This window comes from Sphaerotilus sp. (genome assembly GCF_031429695.1).
Lineage (GTDB): Bacteria > Pseudomonadota > Gammaproteobacteria > Burkholderiales > Burkholderiaceae_C > Sphaerotilus.
Window position 1 is genome coordinate 1 of the sequence record NZ_JANPAB010000086.1, and the last position, 20,673, is coordinate 20,673.

Consider the following 20,673-nt stretch of genomic DNA (forward strand, 5'->3'; position numbering starts at 1 on the left):
CCACCGGCTCGCGCGAAGCGATCGAGCTGCGCGACGGCGACAGCGGTCGCTACCTCGGCAAGGGCGTGCTCAAGGCCGTCGAATACATCAACACCGAAATCTCCGAAGCGGTGCTGGGGCTGGACGCCTCCGAGCAGGCCTTCCTCGACAAGACGCTGATCGACCTGGACGGCACCGACAACAAGGGCCGCCTGGGCGCCAACGCGATGCTGGCCGTCAGTATGGCGGTGGCGCGTGCCGCCGCCGAGGAAGCCGGCCTGCCGCTGTACCGCTACTTCGGCGGCATGGGCGCGATGCAGATGCCGGTGCCGATGATGAACGTCATCAACGGCGGCGCGCACGCGAACAACAACCTCGATCTTCAGGAGCTGATGATCATCCCGGTCGGTGCCCCCACCTTCCGCGAAGCCGTCCGCTGGGGCGCCGAGGTGTTCCACGCGCTGAAGAAGATCCTCCACGACAAGGGCATGAGCACCGCCGTGGGCGACGAGGGTGGTTTCGCCCCGAGCGTGCCGAACCACGAAGCCGCGATCCAGATGATCCTGGACGCGATCGAGGCGGCCGGCTACCGCGCGGGCGACCAGATCGCGCTCGGCCTGGACTGCGCCGCCAGCGAGTTCTACAAGGACGGCCAGTACCACCTCACCGGCGTGGGCTTGGTGCTGACCGCCGAAGCCTGGACCGACATCCTGGCCACCTGGTGCGACAAGTACCCGATCATCTCGATCGAGGACGGCATGGCGGAAAACGACTGGGCCGGCTGGAAGGTGCTGACCGACCGCCTGGGCAAGAACGTGCAGATCGTCGGTGACGACCTGTTCGTCACCAACACCAAGATCCTGAAGGAAGGCATCGACAAGGGCATCGCCAACTCGATCCTGATCAAGATCAACCAGATCGGCACCCTGTCCGAAACCTTCGCCGCCATCGAGATGGCCAAGCGCGCGGGCTACACCGCCGTGATCAGCCACCGCTCGGGCGAAACCGAAGACTCGACGATCGCGGACATCGCCGTCGGCCTGAACGCCGGCCAGATCAAGACCGGCTCGATGAGCCGCTCGGACCGCATCGCCAAGTACAACCAGCTCCTGCGCATCGAAGAGGACCTGGGCGAGATCGCCGTGTACCCGGGCCGCGCCGCCTTCTACAACCTGCGCTGAACGCCTGAAGGCTGGCATGACGACCTCGCGCGTCATCACCGTGCTGCTGCTGGCCCTGCTCGGGCTGGTGCATGCCACCCTCTGGTTCGGCAGCAGCGGCACGCCGCGCGTGCGGGAGCTGTCGGCGCAAGTCGCCGATCAGCAAGCCCGCAACGCCGCGGCCCGCGTGCGCAACGACCAGTTGCAGGCCGAGCTGAAAGACCTGAAGGACGGTCTGGAAATCATCGAGGAGACCGCCCGCCACGAGCTGGGCATGGTCAAGCCCGATGAGATCCTGGTGCAGTACCCGCAAGCGCCGCGGGCAAACTGACTGACCGCCCTGCCGCGGCGCTCACATCCTCCCAAGCGCCGCGTCCACCACCTCCACCCAATGCCGCACCGGCGTCGCGCAGCGCGAACCTGATCCGGTCTGCAGGTGCGTGATGCAGCCGATGTTGGCCGAGACGATCGTGTCCGGCTTCAGCGCGCTCAGATTCGCCAGCTTGCGTTCGCGCAACTGCTGCGACAGCGCCGGCTGCAGCACCGAGTACGTCCCCGCCGAGCCGCAGCACAGGTGGCTCTCGTCCGGCAGCGCCACTGTGAACCCCAGGTCGCGCAGGCCCGCTTCCAGCCCGCCCTTGAGCTGCTGGCCGTGCTGCAGCGTGCAGGGCGGGTGCAGCGCGAGCTGGCCGGCTTGTGCGGCGGCGACCAGCTTCGGTTTGAGGACCGGCACCAGCATCGGCAGCAGCTCGCTCAGGTCGCAGGTCAGCGCACTGATGCGGGTGGCCTTGTCGGCGTAGGCGGGATCGCCCGCGAGGTGGTGGCCGTATTCCTTCACCGTGACGCCGCAGCCGGAGGCGTTCATCACGATCGCCTCGACCTCGCCACGCTCGACCAGCGGCCACCACGCATCGATGTTGCGCCGCATGTCCGCCAGCCCGCCGCCCTGGTCCCCCAGGTGCGCCCGGATCGCGCCGCAGCAGCCGGCGCCGCGGGCGGTCACCACCTCGATGCCCGCCGCGTCGAGCACGCGCGCGGTCGCCGCGTTGATGTTCGGGCTCATCGCCGGCTGCACGCATCCCGCCAGCATCAGCATCCGCCGTGCATGCGACCGCGTCGGCAGGCCCCGCGGATCGGCCGGCACCGACTCGGGCACCTTCGCCTTCAGCACCGCCGGCAACAGCGGGCGCACCACCTGTCCGAGCGCCATCGCGGGCGCGAACAGCGGCGAAGTCAGCCCTTCCTTGAGCAGCCAGCGGGTCGCACGCTCCCGCAGCGGACGCTCGACCCGCGCGTCCACCAGCCGCCGGCCAATGTCCACCAGCTCGCCATACGGCACGCCCGACGGACAGGTCGATTCGCAGTTCCGGCAGGTCAGGCAGCGGTCCAGGTGCAACTGCGTCTCGCGCGTGGCCGGCTCGCCTTCGAGGAATTCCTTCATCAGGTAGATGCGGCCGCGCGGGCCGTCCAGCTCGTCGCCGAGGAGCTGGTAGGTCGGGCAGGTCGCAGTGCAGAAGCCGCAGTGCACGCACTTGCGCAGGATCGCCTGCGCGGCCTCGCCATCGGCGGTGCCGGCGAATTCGGGGGAGAGTTCAGTGTGCATGGGCGTGGCCGAGGAAATCGAACAGTCCGTGGGGATCGAAGGACGCGCGGACCTGCTGGTTCAGCCGCGCCAGCACCGAAGGCAGCGGCACGGTGCGCGGCTCGCCTGGCGCAGCGCCGACGTGGCACTCCGCATGCCCGCCCGCCTGCGCCGCCGCGGTGTGCACGGCGTCCACCGGCTCGTCGCTCAGCAACCAGCGCTGGCCGCCATGCCACTCGATCAGCCACTCGCCGCGCAGCCGCAGCATCGGCGCGTGCGGCGCGACCGACAGGCGCCACAGCCGCTGGCCGTTGGGCAGCCCCTGGGCGGCGAACGCCCACAACGCATGCGTGCGATCCCGCAGGTTGTCCCACAGCGGCCCTGCGACAGCATCCTCCAGCCGCGCGCCACCCAGGCTGTGGCGCGCCGCGTCCACCGCCGCCTGCGCGCCGCTCAGGCGCAGCAGCAGCACTCCTTCGTGCCACACGCTCGCGTTCAGCGGCAGCGGCTGGCGCGACCATGCGGTGAGTTTCGCCAGCGCTTCCGGTGCGCTCAGCGCAAAACGCAGCGTCGCCGTCGCTACCGGCCGCGGCAGCACCTTCAGCGACACGTCGCACAGCACGCCCAGCGTCCCCCACGACCCGGCCAGCAGACGCGACACGTCGTAGCCGGCGACGTTTTTCATCACCTGCCCGCCGAAGCTCAACAGCTCACCCCGGCCGTTCAGCATCGTCACGCCCAGCACGAAGTCGCGCACACTGCCCACCGAGGCCCGCGACGGCCCGGCCAGCCCGGACGCGACCATGCCACCGACCGTGCCGCGCCCGCCCAGCCGCGGTGGCTCGAAGGCGAGGCACTGGCCCTGTTCCACCAGCGCCGCCTCCAGTTCCGCCAGCGACGTGCCGGCGCGCGCGGTCACGACCAGCTCGGTCGGCTCGTAGGCGCTGATGCCGGCCAGCGGCGTCACGTCCAGCACCCGGGCCTCGGCACGAACCGGCACAGGGCGCCACGCGTCCTTGCTGCCGTGGCTGCGGATGTCGAGCGGCGTGTGGCTGGCGGCAGCGTCGAGGATCTGCGTGCGCAGGAATTGCAGTGCGTCGTCCATCAGAAACGCTCCAGTTCGGGAAACGGCAGCAGGCCGCGGCTGACGTGCATCTTTCCGTACTCGGCGCAGCGCTGCAGCGTCGGGATCACCTTGCCGGGGTTGAGCAGACCGGCCGGGTCGAACGCCGCCTTCAGCGCCAGCATCTGCGCGCGCTCCTCGGGCGAAAACTGCACGCACATCGAGTTCAGCTTCTCCACGCCGACGCCGTGCTCGCCGGTGACCGTGCCGCCCAGGCGCACGCTGGTTTCCAGGATGTCGGCGCCGAACTGCTCGCAGCGGCGGAGCTGGTCCGGGTCGTTGGCATCGAACAGGATCAGCGGGTGCAGGTTGCCGTCGCCGGCGTGGAAGACATTGCAGCAGCCCAGGCCGTACTTCTGCTCCATCGCCTCGATGGCGCGCAGGATCTCGGCCAACCGCTTGCGCGGGATGGTCGAGTCCATGCACATGTAGTCCGGGCTGATGCGGCCTGACGCCGGAAACGCGTTCTTGCGGCCGGACCAGAACCGCAGACGCTGCGCCTCGTCCCGGCTCACCGCCAGCCGGCTGGCGCCGCAGCGCTGCAGCACGGCGGTCATGCGACCAATTTCTTCCTCGACCTCCTCGGGCGTGCCGTCGCTCTCGCACAGCAGGATGGCCGCGGCGTCCAGGTCGTAACCGGCGTGGACATAGTCCTCCACCGCCGCCGTCATGCGCTTGTCCATCATCTCCAGCCCGGCGGGGATGATGCCGGCGGCGATCACGGCGGCCACCGCATCGCCCGCGGCTTCCACCGTATCGAAGCTGGCCATGATGCAGCGGGCGAGCTTCGGCTTCGGGACCAGCTTGACCGTGACCTCGGTCGTCACCGCCAGCATGCCCTCGCTGCCGACGACCACGCTCAGCAGGTCCAGCCCCGGTGCGTCGAACGCCTCGCCGCCGAACGTCACCGGCTCACCCTCGGCGGTGTAGCCCTTCACGGCGAGCACGTTGTGCAGCGTCAGACCGTACTTCAGGCAATGCACGCCGCCCGAGTTCTCCGCCACGTTGCCACCGATGGTGCAGGCGATCTGGCTGGACGGGTCGGGGGCGTAGTACAGGCCGAACTTCGCCGCCGCCTCGCTGATCGCCAGGTTGCGCACGCCGCATTGCACGACTGCCAGCCCGGCTTGCGCGTCCAGCCGCAGGATCTTGTTGAACTTCGCCAGCGACAGCGTGACGCCCTCGCGGTGCGGCATCGCGCCGCCGGACAGGCCGGTGCCGGCGCCGCGCGCCACAACCGGCACGCCCATCGCGTGGCAGATGCGCAGGATGTCGGCGACCTGCGCATCCGTCTCGGGCAGCGCCACCAGCAGCGGACGCTCGCGGTAAGCGGTCAGGCCGTCGCACTCGTAGGGCGTGACATCGGCTCGGCGCGACAGCAGCGCGTGCGCCGGCAGCACCGCGCGCAGGCGGGCCAGCACAGCGGCTTGCCGGGCGTCGCGGGCGGCGTCGTCAAGGCGGGATTCGGGGGTCTGGATCGACACGGCGCGCGCTCCTCACCCGAGGCGGGTGAACTGCTGTGGATCCTGCCGCGCCTCCGCTGCGCGGGCGTGAGAGTTGTTGCGCCCGGACGTGAAGGTTTTTCAGGTGGTCAGGCGACCGGGCCGATCGCCTGGCGCAGCCAGTCCGCGAACGCCGCGCATTCCCAGCGCTCCATCGCCCCCGGCCGCCAGCACAGGTGGTGGTGCTGCGGCGACGCTACCGCCCGCGGCGACAGGCGCACCAGCCGTCCGCTGTCCAGCCACGCCCCGCCCAGCCGCCGCCGCAACAGCGTCACCCCGAAGCCGCAGGCCGCCGCGTCCAGCATCAGCCCGACATCGTTGAACTGCGCACCCTCCCGCGGCTCCGGCAGATCGAGCCCGCAGGCGCGAAACCAGGTGCTCCACGGCTCCAGCGGGCTGCGGATCAGGCGCACGCGGGTGATGTCGGCGGCAGTGTCGAACGCGCCGAGCGGGCCGACCTCGTGCAGGTACTGCGGGCTGCAGGCGGGGAAGACCTCGTCGCTCAGCAGACGCACCTGCTCGACATCCGCGTAGGGGCCGGGGCCGTAGCGGATCTCCAGATCGGCCTCTTCCGACGTGACGTTGGTGAAGGGAATCACCACCTGCAGCACCAGTTCGATCTCCGGCCATGCCTGCCGGAACAGTGCCAGCCGCGGCAGCAGGATCTCGCGCGAGAAGGTGGGCGTCACCGCCACGCGCAGGGTGGTGCTGCGCCGTTCGACCGCCGCGCCGGGCACCTGCTGCAGCGCCAGCAGTCCTTCGCGCACGCGGGCAAGGTAGGCTGCGCCGTCCGGTGTCAGGCTGAAATCGCTGCGGGCGAAGAGCTTCGCGTCAAGCTGGGTTTCGAGCTGACGCAGACGGTGGCTGACGGCACTGGGCGTGACGCTGAGTTCGTCGGCGGCGCGCGTGACGCTGCGCAGCCGCGCCAGCGACTCGAAGGCGGCCAGACAATGGATGGGTGGGATTCGGCGGATGGCATCGGGGTGCATGGCGTGCCATGATCGTTCATCTGTCACACGCTGACACCCTCGGGTGCTCCCGAACTGCCTCGAAAGACCCGTCGATGGACGCCATCACCACTGCCCTGCAACCCATCCTCATCCCCGCCTTCACGCTGTGGGAGGCTCCCTTCACCTGGCTGGAGCTGATCGCCTTCGTGCTGTCGATCGCCATGGTGTTTGCCAACATGCGGGTGATGCCGGTGGCCTGGCCGCTGGCGATCGTGGCCTCGTTGCTCTACTTCGGACTGTTCTGGACCGGCAAGCTGTACGGCGACGCTTCGTTGCAGATCTTCTTCGCCGTGGTCGGGGCCTGGGGCTGGTGGCAGTGGCTGCGTGGCAGCGACCATGGTGCACCGCTGGTCGTGCGCCACCTGAGCACCTCCCAACGGCTGCCGCTGCTCGGTGCGGGACTCGCACTGTGGCCGGCAATCGGCTGGTTCCTGGACACCTACACCGACACCGACGTGCCCTATTGGGACGCCTTCCCGACCGCCTTCAGCCTGATCGGGCAATGGCTGCTGGGCCGCAAGTACGTCGAGAACTGGCCGACCTGGATCGTGGTCAACGTCGTCAGCGTGGCGCTGTTCGCCTACAAGGGCTACTACCTGACGGTGCTGCTCTACAGCATCTTCATCGTGCTGTCGGTGGTGGGCTGGAAGGCCTGGCGCCAGCAGGTCAGCCACCCGTGAACACCTGATGGCGGCCCGCGTCATCGCCATCGTCGGCGCCGAAAGCACGGGCAAATCGACGCTGGCCCGCGCGCTGGCCACCTCGCTGGAAGCCGACGGGCTGGTGGTCACCCAGTTGGACGAATATCTGCGCACCTTCTGCGACACCCACGGCCGCACGCCATGGCAGGAGGAACAGGCCGCCATCGCCGCCGAGCAGACCCGCCGCATCGCCGCCGCACGCGATGCGCGGCTGCTGCCCGTGGATGTGGTCGTCGCGGACACCACGGCGCTGATGACTGCGGTCTACAGCGAGCTGGTGTTCGGCGACACCACGCTGTATGCCTCCGCGCTGGCCGACCACCGGCAGGCGGACCTGACGCTGCTGATGGCGCTCGACCTGCCGTGGGTCGCCGATGGCTTGCAGCGCGACGGGCCGCAGGTGCAGCAGCCGGTGGACACGCTGCTGCGCGGGGCTCTGCTGGGTGCGGGCATCGGCTTCTCGGTGATCGGTGGATCGGGACCGCAGCGGCTGGCCAACGCCCGCGCCGCGTGGGCCGCTTCGCTTCGCCACGCCGTGCCACGCCCGCCACAACCCGGCGGCTGGCGCCACCGCTGCGGACGCTGTGGTGATCCCTTCTGCGAGCAGCATCTTTTTTCACGCTGAACCAGCGCGCGTTCCCCCGCACCAGAAACACCGCGCAGACACGCATGGCAGCATCGCCGCCGTGACTGCGCGCACCCCCTCCCCCACCCTGGCTCCCGGCCATCTGGCCCACCTGCCCTCGCTCGACGGCCTGCGCGGCATCGCCATCCTGCTGGTGCTGCTGCACAACTTCGACGTGCTCGACCTGAGCGGCCCCCGCGCACTCGGGTCGGTGCTGGTCAAGGAGTTCTTCTACGTCGGCTGGATCGGCGTGCAGCTGTTCTTCGTGCTCAGCGGCTACCTGATCACGCGCGGCCTGCTGCTGACGCAGGGCCAGTCCGACTACTTCCAGCGCTTCTTCATCAAGCGGGTGCTGCGGATCTTCCCGCTGTACTACCTGGCACTGCTGGTGTTCCTGCTGCTGCTGCCCGCCACCGGACTGGTGGAGCAAAGGTCCATGCAGTACAGCAGCCTGTGGTTGTGGACCTACCTGTCGAACTGGACCACGCCCTACGAGCCGACCGGCGGCCCGCTGCCGCACTTCTGGTCGCTGGCGGTGGAGGAACAGTTCTACCTCGTCTGGCCGCTGCTGCTGTGGAAGCTGCGGCTGCGCCACGTCTGGTGGCTGTGCCTGGCACTGACGGCGCTCAGCCCGCTGCTGCGGCTGCTGCTGGTGCAGCAGGGCTTCCCGGCCGAGGCGCTCTACGAATTCACGTTCAGCCGCATGGACGCGCTGACCGCGGGCGCAGCGCTGGCCACGTGGGACCAGGGACGCGCACTGCACGGCGCCACGCGCTGGCGGGCCTGGCATCTGCAGGCGCTCGGCCTGCTGCTGCTCATGGCCGCGGCCGTGGCCTCGCACGGCTTCCGGCGCATCGGCGCCGTGCCGCAGGTCGTGGGCTACAGCCTGCTGGCGCTGAGTTTCGCGGCGTTGACCGGCTGGGCCGTACTGACCGACCAGGCGCGCAGCCGCGGCGCGAGCGTGAGCCGCTGGAGCGCGGTGCTGCGCTGGCCGGTGCTGCGGTGCTTCGGACAGTACAGCTATGCGATCTACGTCTTCCACAAGCCATTGCACGACCTCGTCGGCGAGCCGCTGCTGGCGCGCTGGACCGGACAGGCACACACGGCTGACGCAGGCGTCGCGCTGCTCTACTTCGCCGCAGCCACCACGGTCACCTTCGGCCTGGGCGGGTTGTCGTGGCAACTGTTCGAGCGCCACTTCCTGGCACTCAAGGACCGTCTGCCCACGGCCGCCCCACAGACCAGCCGCACCGGCATCCGCGGCACGGTCACGGCTGCGCAGCGCCGCAACTTCAAGACACCGTCAGGCGCGCTGCGGGCGGCTCTTCGAGAAAGGCAAGCTCCTCGTCGCTGAAGCCGGCCGCCAGCCGCGCGGCGCGGTTGAACGGCGGCCGCAGCCGCGGCGCCTCGTACTGCGCCACCAGCACGCGGTAGTGCGCCACCGGATCCAGCCCTTCGCGGGCGCAGGCCCAGCGGTACCAGTGGTTGCCGATCGCCACATGCCCGACCTCGTCGCGCAGGATGACATCGAGGATCTCCACCGCCCGCAGATCTCCCGCCTTGCGCAGCTTGGTCTGGATGAGCGGCGTGGCGTCCAGCCCGCGTGCCTCCAGCGTGCGCGGCACCAGCGCCATGCGCGCCACGAAGTCGCCACGGGTCTTCCACGTCATGGTCCACAGCCCGTCGTGGGCCTCGAAGTCCCCGTATACATGGCCGAGCGTGGCCAGATGCTCGGCCACCAGCAGGTGGTGGGTGGATTCTTCGGCGGCCACACGCAGCCAGTCGAGGTAATACGCGGGCGGCAGGCCGGGGAAGCGCCAACAGGCATCAAGGGCTAAATTGATCGCGTTGAACTCGATGTGCGCAATCGCGTGCAGCAACGCGGCTCGGCCCACCAGCGTGAACGGCGAGCGTGGCGGCACCGCGTCCGCCCGCACCAGCACCGGCCGCGCTGACCGCCCCGGCAGGTCCGGCGGCTCGGCCAGCACCGCGTCGGGGTCGAGCGGCAAGGTCTGCGTCCGCGCCTGCGCCCACAGCGCCTGCACCGCGTATGCTTTGCGCACCGGATCGGCGATGCCCAAGGCCCCAAGGGCCAGTTGTCGTAAGTCCATCCCTAGAATTTTCCCCCGATTTCAGCGTACCTAACGATTTCAGGAGTGGCGATGGCCATCTTTCAGCTCGGCGAGCATGCGCCGCAGATCCACCCGACGGCGTTCATCGCCGACAACGCGCAGGTCATCGGCCGTGTGCAGATGGCCGAAGACAGCAGTGTCTGGTTCGGTGTCGTCGCCCGCGGCGACACCGACCTCATCCGCATCGGCCGCGGCAGCAATGTGCAGGACAACACCGTGCTGCACACCGACGAGGGCATCGAACTGGTCATCGGCGACCACGTCACCGTCGGCCACCAGTGCATGCTGCACGGCTGCACCATCGGCGACCACTCGCTGATTGGCATCGGCGCCATCGTGCTCAACGGCGCCAGGATCGGCCGCTACAGCGTCGTCGGCGCCGGCGCGCTGGTGACCGAGGGCAAGGAATTCCCCGACTACTCGATGGTCCTCGGCAGCCCCGCCAAGGTGGTCAGGACGCTCACGCCCGAGCAGGCCGAACGCTTCGCCCACGGCGCCACGCACTACGTGGACAACGCCCGCCGCTACCAGCGCGAACTGCAGGAGATCGCACGATGAGCCAGGGCACCCTGCAAGGCGGCGAACTCCACAAGTTCATCTTCGAGGGGCTGCCGGTGCGCGGCGCGCTGGTGCGGCTGACCGGGGCGTGGACCGACATCCTCGCCCGGCGTGCCGAATCGGGCGGTTATCCGGCGCCAGTGCGGCAGTTGCTGGGCGAGATGACGGCAGCGGCAGCGCTGATGCAGTCAGGCATCAAGTTCAACGGCGCGCTGATCCTGCAGATGCAGGGCGACGGGCCGGTGGCGCTGGCCGTGGCCGAGGCACAGCCGGACCTCTCGCTGCGCGCCACCGCACAGATCACGGGCGACATCCCGGACAACGCCCGCCTCGAAGCCCTGCTGAATGTCCACGGCCGCGGACGCTGTGCCATCACGCTCGACCCCAAGGACCGCCAGCCCGGCCAGCAGCCTTACCAGGGAGTGGTGCCGCTGCACGGCGACCACCATGAGCCGTTGCAAGACCTCTCCGAGGTGCTGGAGCACTACATGCTGCAGTCCGAGCAGCTCGACACCCGGCTGGTGCTGGCTGCGAACGACCAGGTGGCGGCGGGCCTGCTGATCCAGCGCCTGCCCATCGAGGGCGAGGGCAACCTGGGCGGCCGCAGCAGCGAGGACGAGATCGGGCTGAACGAGTCGTTCAACCGCATCGCCCATTTCGCCTCCACGCTGACGCAGGAAGAGCTGCTGACGCTGGACACCCACAGCATCCTGCACCGCCTGTTCTGGGAGGAGGAGCTGCGCTTGTTCGAGCCGCAGACGCCGCGCTTCGGTTGTTCGTGCTCACGCGAGCGGGTCGGGCGGATGCTGGTCAGTCTGGGCCGCGAGGAAGTGGAGAGCGTGCTGGCCGAGCAGGGGCAGGTGGAGGTGACGTGCGAGTTCTGCGGCCAGCGCCAGCGCTTCGACCCGGTCGATGCGGCGGAGCTGTTTCTCTCGGCCGCCGTGCATGTGCCGGGGTCCCCGACGGTTCAGTAAACAGTGATATTTGTCACACCCTGCTCCATCGGCGGAGCCTGAACAAGACAGTCTGCTCCGCCCGATTGGGGTTCGCCCTTGCTGCCAGCGACAAGGTACCGCTGAGTAGCAGGGGGCTTCCCCTTACTTAAATCTGACGGATTTGATCGATCGGTATCCACTTGCGGTCTGACATCCCGAAGCGGTTTTCCTCTGCATCTCCATACCAGTGACACCAGCCGGGACACCAGCGGGTACGGGCTTTGCCTTGCATCCCAGTGCAGGAAAGCCGGGGGCTTCTCCTGCACCATCCACATGAGACTGAGGAGACATGCAATGAGTCTGTTGATCGCACTGACCATCTCGATCGGCCTGCTGGCCGTCGTCGCCACTTGGCTGTTCCTTGGGCCGCTGGCCGCCATGAACCTGCAGATCTGGCAGGCGTTCATCGCCTGGGCCTGCTTCTTCAACAACGGCGGCAAGTCGGCCGGGCTGAAGACAACCATCGTCTGCATGAGCTTTGGCGCCGTGGTCGGCATGGCCTCGGTGCTGCTGATCGGGCAGCTCGGCGGGCTCGGCGCGCTGGCGGCACCGGTGGCCGTGGGCATCGGCGCAGCGGTGATCGTGCTGGCGGCACACCTGCCGCTGCTGTCGGCGATTCCGGCGAGCGTCTATGGCTTCGCGTCGGTCGCGGGCCTCATCCTGCTGAAGGGCATGCCCGCCACCGAAGCGATCGTGCCGACCATCCTGTCCATCGTGCTCGGCGCGCTGTTCGGCTGGGCGTCGGAGCAGGTGGCAGGCAAGCTGACCAAGTAAATCAGCCCTGCAAAGCACGGCGCAGGACCGCCGCACAGAGGTCCACCGCCGTGTTCGCCTCGTCGAGCACCCGGCCCATGGTGATGAAGCCGTGGATCTGGCGCTCGAAGCAGACGTACTGGGCGTGGTTGCCCGCCGCGCTCAGGCGGTCGGCGTACTGGCGGCCCTCGTCGCGCAGCGGGTCGAAGCCGGCGGTGAGCACCAGCGCCGGCGGCAAGCCCTGCAAGTCCTCGCGCAGCAGCGGCGAGGCGCGCCAGTCGCTCCACTGCCCCGCGTCCGGGATGTAGTGGCCGCGGTAGTAGGCGATCGAGTCGGCGGTGAGCATGTAGCCTTCGCCGCATGCCGTGTGCGATGGCGCGACCGCGCGCATGTCGGTGGCCGGGTAGACCAGCAGCTGGAAGCGGATCGGCAGATCGCCCGCATCCCGCGCCGCCAGCGCCACCACCGCGGCCAGATTGCCGCCCGCGCTGTCGCCGCCGATGGCCAGCCGCGCCGCATCCAGCGCCAGCTCGGCCGCGTGGTCGTGGACCCAGCGCGTGGCGGCCAGCGTGTCGTCCACCGCGGCGGGGAAGCGGTGCTCCGGCCCCATGCGGTAGTCCACCGACACCACAGCACAGCCCGCCCCATTGGCCAGTTGACGGCACAGGGTGTCGTGCGTGTCGCGGTCACCGATGGTCCAGCCACCGCCGTGGTAATACACCAGCACTGGCAGCACCGTCTCCAACGCCACGCCAGCCGGGCGGATCAGCCGCAGCGGGATGTCCCCGTGCGGCCCGCTCCCCACCAATTCCTGCACCAGCGATACCTCGGGCGAATCAGGCTGCGTGAAAAAGCGGCGCTCGCGGTAGAAGCGGCGGGCGTCCTCCGGAGTCATCAGGTGCGTGGGCGGAATGCCGCGTGCAGCGACAAGGTCCATCAGGGCACGGGCTTGGGGATCGAGAAGCATCGTCACCTCGGCGACAGGTTGGACAAAAACGGGTACCAAAACGGCCCAAGGCAGGCCGTGACCCGGGTTGACCACCAGACTGTAGCGCTTGCGCCGCCGTAAACTTGCCGGCTGCTTTTTTCAACTCCTCCAAATTCAGCCACCAAGGATTCCCATGAAAACCACCTGGACGACCCGCCGATTCCTGAAGACCTCCAGCCTGCTGATCGCCAGTCTGGTGCTGGCCGCCTGCGGCAAGCAAGAAGCCGCCGCACCGGCCGCCCCCGCCGCCTCGGCCGCAGCAGCATCGCCGCCCGCCAAGGTCTACGTCGTCGGCACCGACGCCGCCTACGCCCCCTTCGAGTCGCAGAACGAGAAAGGCGAGATCGTCGGCCTGTCGATGGACATCCTGAACGCCATCGCCACCAAGGCGGGCATCCAGGTCAAGTTCGTCAACACCCCGTGGGAAGGCATCTTCAACAGCCTGCAGCAAGGCGACCGCGACGCGCTGATCTCGTCCATCACCATCACCGACGAGCGCAAGCAGACGATGGACTTCTCGGCGCCCTACTTCGACGCGCAGCAGCTCATCGCCGTCAAGGCCGACTCCAAGGTCGCCAAGTTCGACGACCTGAAGAAGCTCAAGGTCGGCGTGCAGACCGGCACCACTGGCGACGAAGTCGTCACCAAGCTGCTGGGCAAGAACAGCACGGCGATCAAGCGCTTCGAATCGACTCCGCTGGCCCTGAAGGAGCTGGAGTCGAGCGGCGTGGACGCGGTCGTGGCCGACAACGGCGTGGTGATCCACTACGTGGCGAACAACGCGGGCGCCAAGTTCAAGACCGTCAGCGACAACGCATCGTTCGCGCCCGAACAGTACGGCATCGCCGTCAAGAAGGGCAACGCCGAGCTGCTGGAGAAGATCAACAAGGGCCTGGCGGACATCAAGGCCGACGGCACCTACGACAAGATCTACGCCCAGTACTTCGGCGCTGCCCCGGCCGCTGCCGTCGTCAAGTGAGCCATCGCATGATGGTCATGTGAGCTGGGGCGTGCCCCAGACCTGCCGCCAGAGATCAAACTCGGCGGCAGGCATCGGCCGGGCGAACAGCCAGCCCTGGCCCTGGTCACAGCCCTGCCGCTCCAGCAGGGCGCGCTGGCCCTCGGTTTCCACCCCCTCGGCGACCACCTTCAGCCCCAGGCCATGCGCCAGCGCGATGATGGTGCCGGCAATGCTCAGGTCACGCCCGTCGCGCTCGATGCTGCTGACGAAACTGCGGTCGATCTTGAGCACATCCACCGGCAACTGCTTCAGGTACGACAGGCTCGAATAGCCCGTGCCGAAGTCGTCGATCGCCAGCGTCACACCGGCACGCCGCAGCTCGCTCAGGAGCTGAGCCGGCGCGCTGCCCGCCTCCATCAGAGTCGACTCGGTGATCTCCAGCTCCAGCACATTCGGCGGCAGCCCATGCTCGGCGCGCAGCTGACGCAGCAGCGCTGGCAGGGATGGCTCGCCAAAATGGCGCGCGCCCAAGTTCACCGCCACCGGCAACCAGCCGTGCCCCTGCCCATGCCAGTGCGCGATCTGGGCCGCCACCTCGCGCAGCATCCACTCGCCGATGACCGTGATCAGGTCGCTCTGTTCCGCCACCGGGATGAAGCGCGCTGGCTGGATCCAGCCCTGGTCCGGGTGTTTCCAGCGCACCAGCGCCTCGGCACCCACCACCTCACGGGTCTGCAAATCGAGCTTGGGCTGGTACCACGCCCGCAGCTCGCCGCTGGCCACCCCGCGCCGCAGCGCCGACACCAGAATCAACCGCTCCAGCGACGCCTGGTTCATCTGCGGGTCGTAGAAGCGCCAGGTGTTGCGGCCGTCGTCCTTCGCGCCATTGAGGGCGCTCTCGGCGTTGCGCAGCAGCACATCGCTGGCCTCCCCGTCGCCAGGAAACAGGCTGATGCCGGCGGACACGGTCAGCGTCAGTTCGTGGCCCTCGACCAACAGCGGTGCGGACAGCGTCCCAAGCACCTGCCGCACCACGGCGACGCAGTGGTCCCGCCCGGTGCGCTCCAGCAGCACGACAAACTCGTCGCCCCCCAGCCGCCCGACGAACAGCCCCTGGTCGATCAGGGGGCGCAGCCGGGCCGCCATCTCGGTGAGCACGGCATCCCCTGCAGCGTGGCCCATGGAGTCGTTGATCGACTTGAAGCCATCCAGACCGAGGACGAGCACACCCGCCTGAACGCTTGGCACCTGTGCAGCCGATCGGGCCCCGATCCACTGCCTCAGGCGCGCACCGATGGCCTGCCGGTTGGGCAGGTCCGTGAGGGCGTCGTGGTTGCTCAGGTAATCGGTGCGCGCCTCGGCCTGGCGCAGCCGCGACTGGTCGGCGCCAATGCCCACGTAATGGGTGATCTCGCCTTCTGCGTCGCGCAGCACGGTGATGGTCTGCAGCAGCGGGTAGATGCGGCCATCCTTGGCGCGGTTCCAGAACTCGCCCTGGAAGGTGTCTTCCTCGCGCAGCGCGGCCCACATGTGCATGTAGAACACGGGGTTCAGCCGCCCCGCATCCAGCATCGCCGGGTTGCGGCCCAGCACCTCGCGGGCCTCGTAACCGCTGGTGCGCGTGAAGGCCACGTTGGTGGCCACGATCCGGTTGTGCGGGTCGGTGACGACGATGGACTCGCTGGCCGACACGAAGATCCGTGCGGACAGCCGCAGGCGCTCTTCCTCGCGCTTGCGTTCGCTGGTGTCGCGCACGATGCCATTGACCTCGACGGTGCGCCCGGCGGCGTCGCGGACCATCTCGGCGTTGAGATGGAGCCAGCGTTCGGGTGGCGCCCCATCCAGACGAACTTCGATGTCGAGCAGGCCGTCGCGCAGCGCGGACTTCCAGTGGCGGCGCAGGCGGCCCTTGTCGCGCGGCGCCATCAGCGCGATCGCGCCGTCGAGGTCCAGCACCGAGCCGACTGGAATACCGAACATCTCGCACGCCCGCTCGCAGGGCAGCATGCGGTCCGCCGCGACATCGGCCCACCAGCTGCCCAGACCGGCCGCCCGCTGCGCACTGCGCAGACGCACCTCGCTGCGGCGCAGCAGATCGGCCGCGGTGCGGCGTTCGAACCAGCGCGACAACTCGCGCGCCAGGGCGTGCAACAGGCCCGGATCGGGTGGATGTGCGCAGGGCAACGCGGTGTCGGGGTCGATGCAGGCCAGGTCGATGCGGCCAACGGGTACGCCGTCCCGCTCGACCCGCTGCGACAGGTGCCAGCCGGTGGCCGGCATGTCATCGCCCGCGTGTCCGTCGTCCAGCGCCACGCGGATCTGCACGATCTCCGGACGCTCGAACGCCATCGGCAGACAGACCGCCACCACCTGCGCCGCCTGGGCGCAGCTCAGGCCATAGTCACCCAGCGACGCACTCACCTCGAACAGACAGCGGGTTTCGCGCAGGCGCGCGTCGAGCTGGCGAGAGCGTTCCTGCAGCGCAGCGGCCAGGGTGTCCCGATCGTCCGGGCCGTCTTGTCCGCGGGGGGTGGATCCAGCTGCCATCAGCGCGTCAACTCCTGGATTTCGATCGGCCCATTCTGCCGTCGCTGGGGGCGATTTTGGGTATCGCCTCAGGACTGGCCCCGTTGCCCCGCGTAAACTCGCACGGCACGATGCAAAGCGCCCCTTGAATCGACACCGTCAACGAGACAGACACACCACATGATGGATTTGCGCTGGAACATTCTGGCCGGCTACGGGCCCCTCTTTGCGGAAGGCGTGATCACCACGATCGAGCTGACACTGGTGGCCATTGTTGCCGGCATGGTGCTGGGGGTCAGCTTCGGGCTGATCAGCAGTTCGGTGAACGCGCCCCCCCCGCGCTCGTGGCCGTGGGCCTGGGGCATGAAAACGCTGCGGGCCATCACCACCGCCTATGTCACGTTCTTTCGCGGCACCCCGCTGTTCGTGCAGATCCTGCTGGTGCATTTCGCGCTGATGCCAGCACTGATCCACCCGGACAGCGGCCTGCTGCTCAGTGGTGACCTGGCCCGCACCTTCCGCCAGGAGCACGGCGCGTTCTTCTCGGGCTGCCTCGCCTTGAGCCTGAACGCCGGCGCCTACATCTCCGAAATCTTTCGCGCCGGCATCCAGAGCATCCACCTCGGCCAGACCCAGGCTGGCTACTCGCTGGGCCTGACGCATGCGCAGAGCATGCGCTTCGTCATCCTGCCCCAGGCCTTCCGGCGCATGGTGCCGGCCTTGGTCAACGAGGGCATCACGCTGATCAAGGACTCGTCGCTGGTCTCCGCCATCGGGCTGGCCGAACTCGCGCTGGCCGCGCGCACGGTGGCGGGGGCGTATTCGCGCTACTGGGAGCCGTATCTGGCGATTTCGGCGATCTATCTGGTGCTGACGCTGGTGCTGTCCACGCTCGCCAAGCGGCTTGAAGCGCCCGCCCACCTGCGCGGGCGCTGAGGAACGATGGGGGTTGGTCGATCAGTCCAGCTTGAGCTTCTGGACTTCGACCACCTTCTTGTAGACCTCGAACTCGGCCTTGATCTGCGCGGCGAACTGCTCGGGCGTGTTGGCCACGATCACCGAGCCGGTGTCCTCGATGCGCTTCTTCACCACCGGGTCTTCCAGCGTCTTGCGCACCGCCGCGCCGATCTTGTCCACCACGTCGCGCGGCGTGCCCTTGGGCGCGACGAAGCCGTAGAAGGCCATGCGGTTGACCGGCTCCAGCCCGATCTCCTTGAAGGTCGGCACGTCCGGCAGCACCGCCAGCCGCTGCGGCGCCGACACGACGATCGGGATCAGCCGCCCGTCCTTGATGAAGGGCAGCGCCGAGGGCATGTTGTCGAAGATCACCGGCACCTGGCCCGCCACGGTGTCGTTGAGCGCGGGGCCGGCGCCGCGGTAGGGGATGTGGGTGATGAACACGCCGGAGAGGCTCTTGTACAACTCCATCTGCAGGTGGCCGATGCCGCCGGTGCCGGAGGTGGCGTAGCTGTAGCGGCCAGGGTTCTTCCTCAATTCCGCCAGGAAGGTCTTGTAGTCCCGCGCCGGGAAGCTCGGATGCACGGCGATCACATTCGGCGTGGCGGCGATGTTGATGATCGGTGCGAAGTCGGTGAGCGGGTTGTAGGGCGTCTTGGGGTTGATGGCGGGGTTGGCTGCCGTGGTGGAGACGGTGGCCATGCCCAGCGTGTAGCCGTCCGGCGCCGACTTGGCCAGCTCGTTGGCACCGATGATGCCGCCGCCACCCGCCTTGTTCTCCACGATCAGCGTCTGACCGAGCGCCGGGCCGATCTTCTCGCCCATGATGCGGGCGATGATGTCCGTGGTGCCCCCGGGGGCGAAGGGCACGATCACCTTGACCGGCTTGTTCGGGAAACCTTGCGCCTGCAAGGCCAGTGGAGCCCCCAGCAGAGCCGTGGCGACGGTGGCGAGAATCTGGCGACGTTTCATGCGGGGTGCTCCTGGGTGTGTATCGGTGCGCATGCTACCCAGCAGGGGGGCGTTGTGCGCGTTGTGGATGCTGCGTAGGGGAAAACCAGATGCCTGCGCTAGGCTCGCGCCATGCTGTCCATCGCCCTGCTCCTGCTCCCGGATTTCCTGCTGATCGTCACAGGCTTTGTCCTGTGTCGCTGGACGGCGCTGAACCGACCCGTGTGGAATGGCGCCGAGCGGCTGGTGTACTGGCTGCTGTTCCCGGTGCTGCTGTTCACGTCCATCGTGCGCAGCCCGCTGCAGCCCGCCGCCACGCTGGGGTTGGCGGCGGGCGGGCTGCTGACGGTGGGCACGGGCGTCGTGCTGGCCACGCTGCTGCGCGCCGTGCCGAGGGTCGATGCCCACCTGCAGGCGTCCGGCGCACAGGTGGCGTTCCGCTTCAATTCGTACGTGGCGCTGGCGCTGGCCGAGCGGCTGGGCGGGTCGGCGTCGGTGGCCTGGGTGGCGCTGCTGATCGCGCTGTGCGTGCCGCTGTGCAACATCGGTGCGGTGTGGAGCCTGGCGCGCCACGGCGGCCACAGCACCGGGCGCGAGCTGCTGCGCAATCCGCTGATCCTGGCCACCGTGGCGGGATTGATCGGCAATCTGGCGGGGCTGAAGCTGCCGCAGGTGGTCGACATCACCTTCGGCCGCATCGGTGCCGCCGCCTTGCCGCTCGGGCTGATGGCCGTGGGCGCGGGGCTGGAGTTCGGCGGTCTGCGCAAAGCGCCGGGGCTGGCGGTGGCGCTGCTGGGCATCCGCCATGCCGTGCTGCCGCTGGTCGGACTGGGACTGGGGGTGCTGCTGGCCTTGCCGCTGGGGCAGGCGCAGATCCTCGTCGCCTTCGCCGCCATGCCCACGGCGTCGAGCTGCTACGTGCTGGCGGCGCGCATGGGCGGCGACGGGGTCTACGTCGCCGGGCTGGTGACGGCGTCCACGCTGCTGGGGATGGTCAGCGTGCCGGTGGCGCTGACGCTGTTCTCACGGCTGCACGGCGGCTGAGGCCAGCGCCGGCCGCTGCGACAGCGCCCAGTCGATGTGTTCGGCCAGCAACGCACTGGCACCGGATCGCTGCGCCGCCAGCGCCTCGGCAATCGCCGGATCGCCCGTCTCGCGCCATGCATTGCCCAGCGCCACCGCCACGTTGCGCTGCCAGCGGGCGTGGCCGATGCGGCGGATCGGGCTGCCCTCGGTGCGCTGCAGGAAGGTCGCCTCGTCCCACGCCCACAGCGCCAGCAGCGTCGGCGCGCGCAGCGGCTCGCGGGCATCGAAGTCAGGCAGCACGCTGCGCTGGGCGTACTTGTTCCACGGGCACACGCGCTGGCAGTCGTCGCAGCCGTAGACCCGGTTGCCGATCGCGGCGCGGAACTCGACCGGAATCGGCCCATCGTGCTCGATCGTCAGGTAGCTGATGCAGCGCCGAGCGTCCACCCGGTAGGGCGCGACGATGGCCGCGGTCGGGCAGGCGTCGATGCACGCCGAGCAGCTCCCGCAATGGGCCTCGGCGGGCGGGCTCAGTGGCAACGGCACATCGATGAACAGCTCGCCCAGGAAGAACATCGACCCCACCGACCGGTCCAGCAGCAGCGTGTGCTTGCCGCGCCAGCCCAGGCCACTGCGGCCCGCCAGTTCCACCTCCAGCACCGGCGCCGAATCGCAGAAGACCCGGTGGCCGAAGGGGCCGATCTCGGCGGCGATGCGCTCGGCCAGGCGCTGCAGCCGGTTGCGCAGCACCTTGTGGTAATCGCGGCCCCGGGCATAGACCGACACCACCGCCTCGCCAGGTTGCACGGCACGCGCGGCTTCCTGTTCCCGCCAGTCGGGCGGGGTGTCGCGCGGCAGGTAGTCCATGCGCACGGTGATGACGCGCACCGTGCCGGGCACCAGCTCGGCTGGCCGTGCACGCTTGAGCCCATGGGCGGCCATGTAGCCCATGCTGCCGTGGAAACCAGCCGACAGCCACGCCGCAAGACCCGGCTCGGCTGTTGCCAGATGTACACCGGCCACGCCGATCTGTGAGAATCCCAACTCGACAGCCCATGTCCGTACCAGCCCGGCGAGCCGTTCAGGATCGGGCGCCACCGGCACGGGAACGGGCGAACCCGACGCATTACTGAGGTCGTTCATC

20 protein-coding genes are annotated in these 20,673 nt (G+C 68.9%); 11 read left to right on the top strand and 9 right to left on the bottom strand.

The genetic code is table 11. From position 1 onward, the window contains the following. Both eno and ftsB read left to right on the top strand, forming a co-directional pair. A partial coding sequence (gene eno, locus RMP06_RS16680; protein WP_310462920.1) for a phosphopyruvate hydratase occupies nucleotides 1-1,160 on the top strand: 1,160 nt, incomplete at its 5' end. Between the two features lie 16 nt (nucleotides 1,161-1,176). Next, nucleotides 1,177-1,470, top strand: a complete 294-nt coding sequence (ftsB, locus tag RMP06_RS16685) for a cell division protein FtsB (RefSeq protein ID WP_310462921.1) — start codon at nucleotides 1,177-1,179, stop codon at nucleotides 1,468-1,470. 21 nt (nucleotides 1,471-1,491) lie between these two features. Here the strand turns inward: ftsB and glcF are convergent, their stop codons facing one another. From glcF to RMP06_RS16705, 4 genes are all read right to left on the bottom strand, one after another. Next, nucleotides 1,492-2,742: a glycolate oxidase subunit GlcF gene (gene glcF / locus RMP06_RS16690; RefSeq protein WP_310462922.1), complete on the bottom strand. Its 1,251-nt coding sequence runs from the start codon at nucleotides 2,740-2,742 to the stop codon at nucleotides 1,492-1,494. Then, nucleotides 2,732-3,826 (bottom strand): glycolate oxidase subunit GlcE, encoded by a 1,095-nt coding sequence (glcE, locus tag RMP06_RS16695; protein WP_310462923.1) that lies wholly within the window; start codon nucleotides 3,824-3,826, stop codon nucleotides 2,732-2,734. The genes glcF and glcE overlap by 11 nt, the downstream gene beginning before the upstream one ends. Next, nucleotides 3,826-5,265: an FAD-linked oxidase C-terminal domain-containing protein gene (locus RMP06_RS16700; protein WP_409050190.1), complete on the bottom strand. Its 1,440-nt coding sequence runs from the start codon at nucleotides 5,263-5,265 to the stop codon at nucleotides 3,826-3,828. The genes glcE and RMP06_RS16700 overlap by 1 nt, the downstream gene beginning before the upstream one ends. A gap of 170 nt (nucleotides 5,266-5,435) precedes the next feature. Beyond that, the gene (locus RMP06_RS16705; protein WP_310462925.1) at nucleotides 5,436-6,335 is read right to left on the bottom strand and encodes a LysR substrate-binding domain-containing protein; all 900 of its coding nucleotides are present in this window, start codon (nucleotides 6,333-6,335) and stop codon (nucleotides 5,436-5,438) included. A 74-nt stretch (nucleotides 6,336-6,409) separates the two neighbouring features. Between RMP06_RS16705 and pnuC the strand changes: the two genes are divergently transcribed. The 3 genes from pnuC (at nucleotide 6,410) to RMP06_RS16720 (ending at nucleotide 9,036) form a co-directional block, all read left to right on the top strand. After that, a complete protein-coding gene (gene pnuC / locus RMP06_RS16710; protein ID WP_310462926.1) occupies nucleotides 6,410-7,036 on the top strand; it encodes a nicotinamide riboside transporter PnuC in 627 nt (208 codons plus the stop codon). 7 nt (nucleotides 7,037-7,043) lie between these two features. Next, nucleotides 7,044-7,682 (top strand): AAA family ATPase, encoded by a 639-nt coding sequence (locus RMP06_RS16715; RefSeq protein ID WP_310462927.1) that lies wholly within the window; start codon nucleotides 7,044-7,046, stop codon nucleotides 7,680-7,682. 61 nt (nucleotides 7,683-7,743) lie between these two features. Continuing rightward, the gene (locus tag RMP06_RS16720; protein ID WP_310462928.1) at nucleotides 7,744-9,036 is read left to right on the top strand and encodes an acyltransferase family protein; all 1,293 of its coding nucleotides are present in this window, start codon (nucleotides 7,744-7,746) and stop codon (nucleotides 9,034-9,036) included. On the opposite strand, the gene RMP06_RS16725 is transcribed toward RMP06_RS16720, so the two are convergent. Then, nucleotides 8,975-9,793, bottom strand: coding sequence for a ferritin-like domain-containing protein (locus RMP06_RS16725; RefSeq protein ID WP_310462929.1), 819 nt, complete (start codon nucleotides 9,791-9,793; stop codon nucleotides 8,975-8,977). The genes RMP06_RS16720 and RMP06_RS16725 overlap by 62 nt on opposite strands. A 51-nt stretch (nucleotides 9,794-9,844) precedes the next feature. Between RMP06_RS16725 and RMP06_RS16730 the strand changes: the two genes are divergently transcribed. The 3 genes from RMP06_RS16730 (at nucleotide 9,845) to RMP06_RS16740 (ending at nucleotide 12,141) form a co-directional block, all read left to right on the top strand. Continuing rightward, nucleotides 9,845-10,372, top strand: a complete 528-nt coding sequence (locus tag RMP06_RS16730) for a gamma carbonic anhydrase family protein (protein ID WP_310462930.1) — start codon at nucleotides 9,845-9,847, stop codon at nucleotides 10,370-10,372. After that, complete coding sequence (gene hslO, locus RMP06_RS16735) at nucleotides 10,369-11,346, top strand: Hsp33 family molecular chaperone HslO (protein ID WP_310462931.1); 978 nt, start codon at nucleotides 10,369-10,371, stop codon at nucleotides 11,344-11,346. The genes RMP06_RS16730 and hslO overlap by 4 nt, the downstream gene beginning before the upstream one ends. 315 nt (nucleotides 11,347-11,661) lie before the next feature. Then, on the top strand, nucleotides 11,662-12,141 hold the full coding sequence (locus RMP06_RS16740; protein WP_310462932.1) for a DUF1097 domain-containing protein: 480 nt from the start codon (nucleotides 11,662-11,664) through the stop codon (nucleotides 12,139-12,141). Between the two features lies 1 nt (nucleotide 12,142). Here RMP06_RS16740 and RMP06_RS16745 read toward each other — a convergent pair whose 3' ends face one another. Further along, on the bottom strand, nucleotides 12,143-13,087 hold the full coding sequence (locus tag RMP06_RS16745; RefSeq protein WP_310462933.1) for an alpha/beta hydrolase: 945 nt from the start codon (nucleotides 13,085-13,087) through the stop codon (nucleotides 12,143-12,145). 154 nt (nucleotides 13,088-13,241) lie between these two features. Here RMP06_RS16745 and RMP06_RS16750 point away from each other — a divergent pair, with 154 nt between their 5' ends. After that, nucleotides 13,242-14,087 carry a basic amino acid ABC transporter substrate-binding protein gene (locus RMP06_RS16750; protein WP_310462934.1) on the top strand — a complete coding sequence of 282 codons (846 nt, stop codon included), beginning with the start codon at nucleotides 13,242-13,244 and terminating at the stop codon, nucleotides 14,085-14,087. A gap of 15 nt (nucleotides 14,088-14,102) precedes the next feature. Here the strand turns inward: RMP06_RS16750 and RMP06_RS16755 are convergent, their stop codons facing one another. Beyond that, nucleotides 14,103-16,616 (bottom strand): putative bifunctional diguanylate cyclase/phosphodiesterase, encoded by a 2,514-nt coding sequence (locus tag RMP06_RS16755; RefSeq protein WP_310462935.1) that lies wholly within the window; start codon nucleotides 16,614-16,616, stop codon nucleotides 14,103-14,105. A gap of 162 nt (nucleotides 16,617-16,778) precedes the next feature. Here RMP06_RS16755 and RMP06_RS16760 point away from each other — a divergent pair, with 162 nt between their 5' ends. Next, nucleotides 16,779-17,531, top strand: a complete 753-nt coding sequence (locus tag RMP06_RS16760; protein WP_310462936.1) for an amino acid ABC transporter permease — start codon at nucleotides 16,779-16,781, stop codon at nucleotides 17,529-17,531. Nucleotides 17,532-17,552: 21 nt separating this feature from the next. Here RMP06_RS16760 and RMP06_RS16765 read toward each other — a convergent pair whose 3' ends face one another. Then, nucleotides 17,553-18,524 (bottom strand): tripartite tricarboxylate transporter substrate binding protein BugE, encoded by a 972-nt coding sequence (locus tag RMP06_RS16765; RefSeq protein ID WP_310462937.1) that lies wholly within the window; start codon nucleotides 18,522-18,524, stop codon nucleotides 17,553-17,555. A gap of 111 nt (nucleotides 18,525-18,635) precedes the next feature. On the opposite strand from RMP06_RS16765, the gene RMP06_RS16770 reads away from it, so the two are divergent. Then, nucleotides 18,636-19,547 carry an AEC family transporter gene (locus tag RMP06_RS16770; RefSeq protein ID WP_409050188.1) on the top strand — a complete coding sequence of 304 codons (912 nt, stop codon included), beginning with the start codon at nucleotides 18,636-18,638 and terminating at the stop codon, nucleotides 19,545-19,547. Here the strand turns inward: RMP06_RS16770 and queG are convergent. After that, the gene (queG, locus tag RMP06_RS16775) at nucleotides 19,527-20,672 is read right to left on the bottom strand and encodes a tRNA epoxyqueuosine(34) reductase QueG (protein ID WP_310462938.1); all 1,146 of its coding nucleotides are present in this window, start codon (nucleotides 20,670-20,672) and stop codon (nucleotides 19,527-19,529) included. The two genes, RMP06_RS16770 and queG, sit on opposite strands and share 21 nt — an antisense overlap. Nucleotide 20,673: the final 1 nt, after the last annotated feature.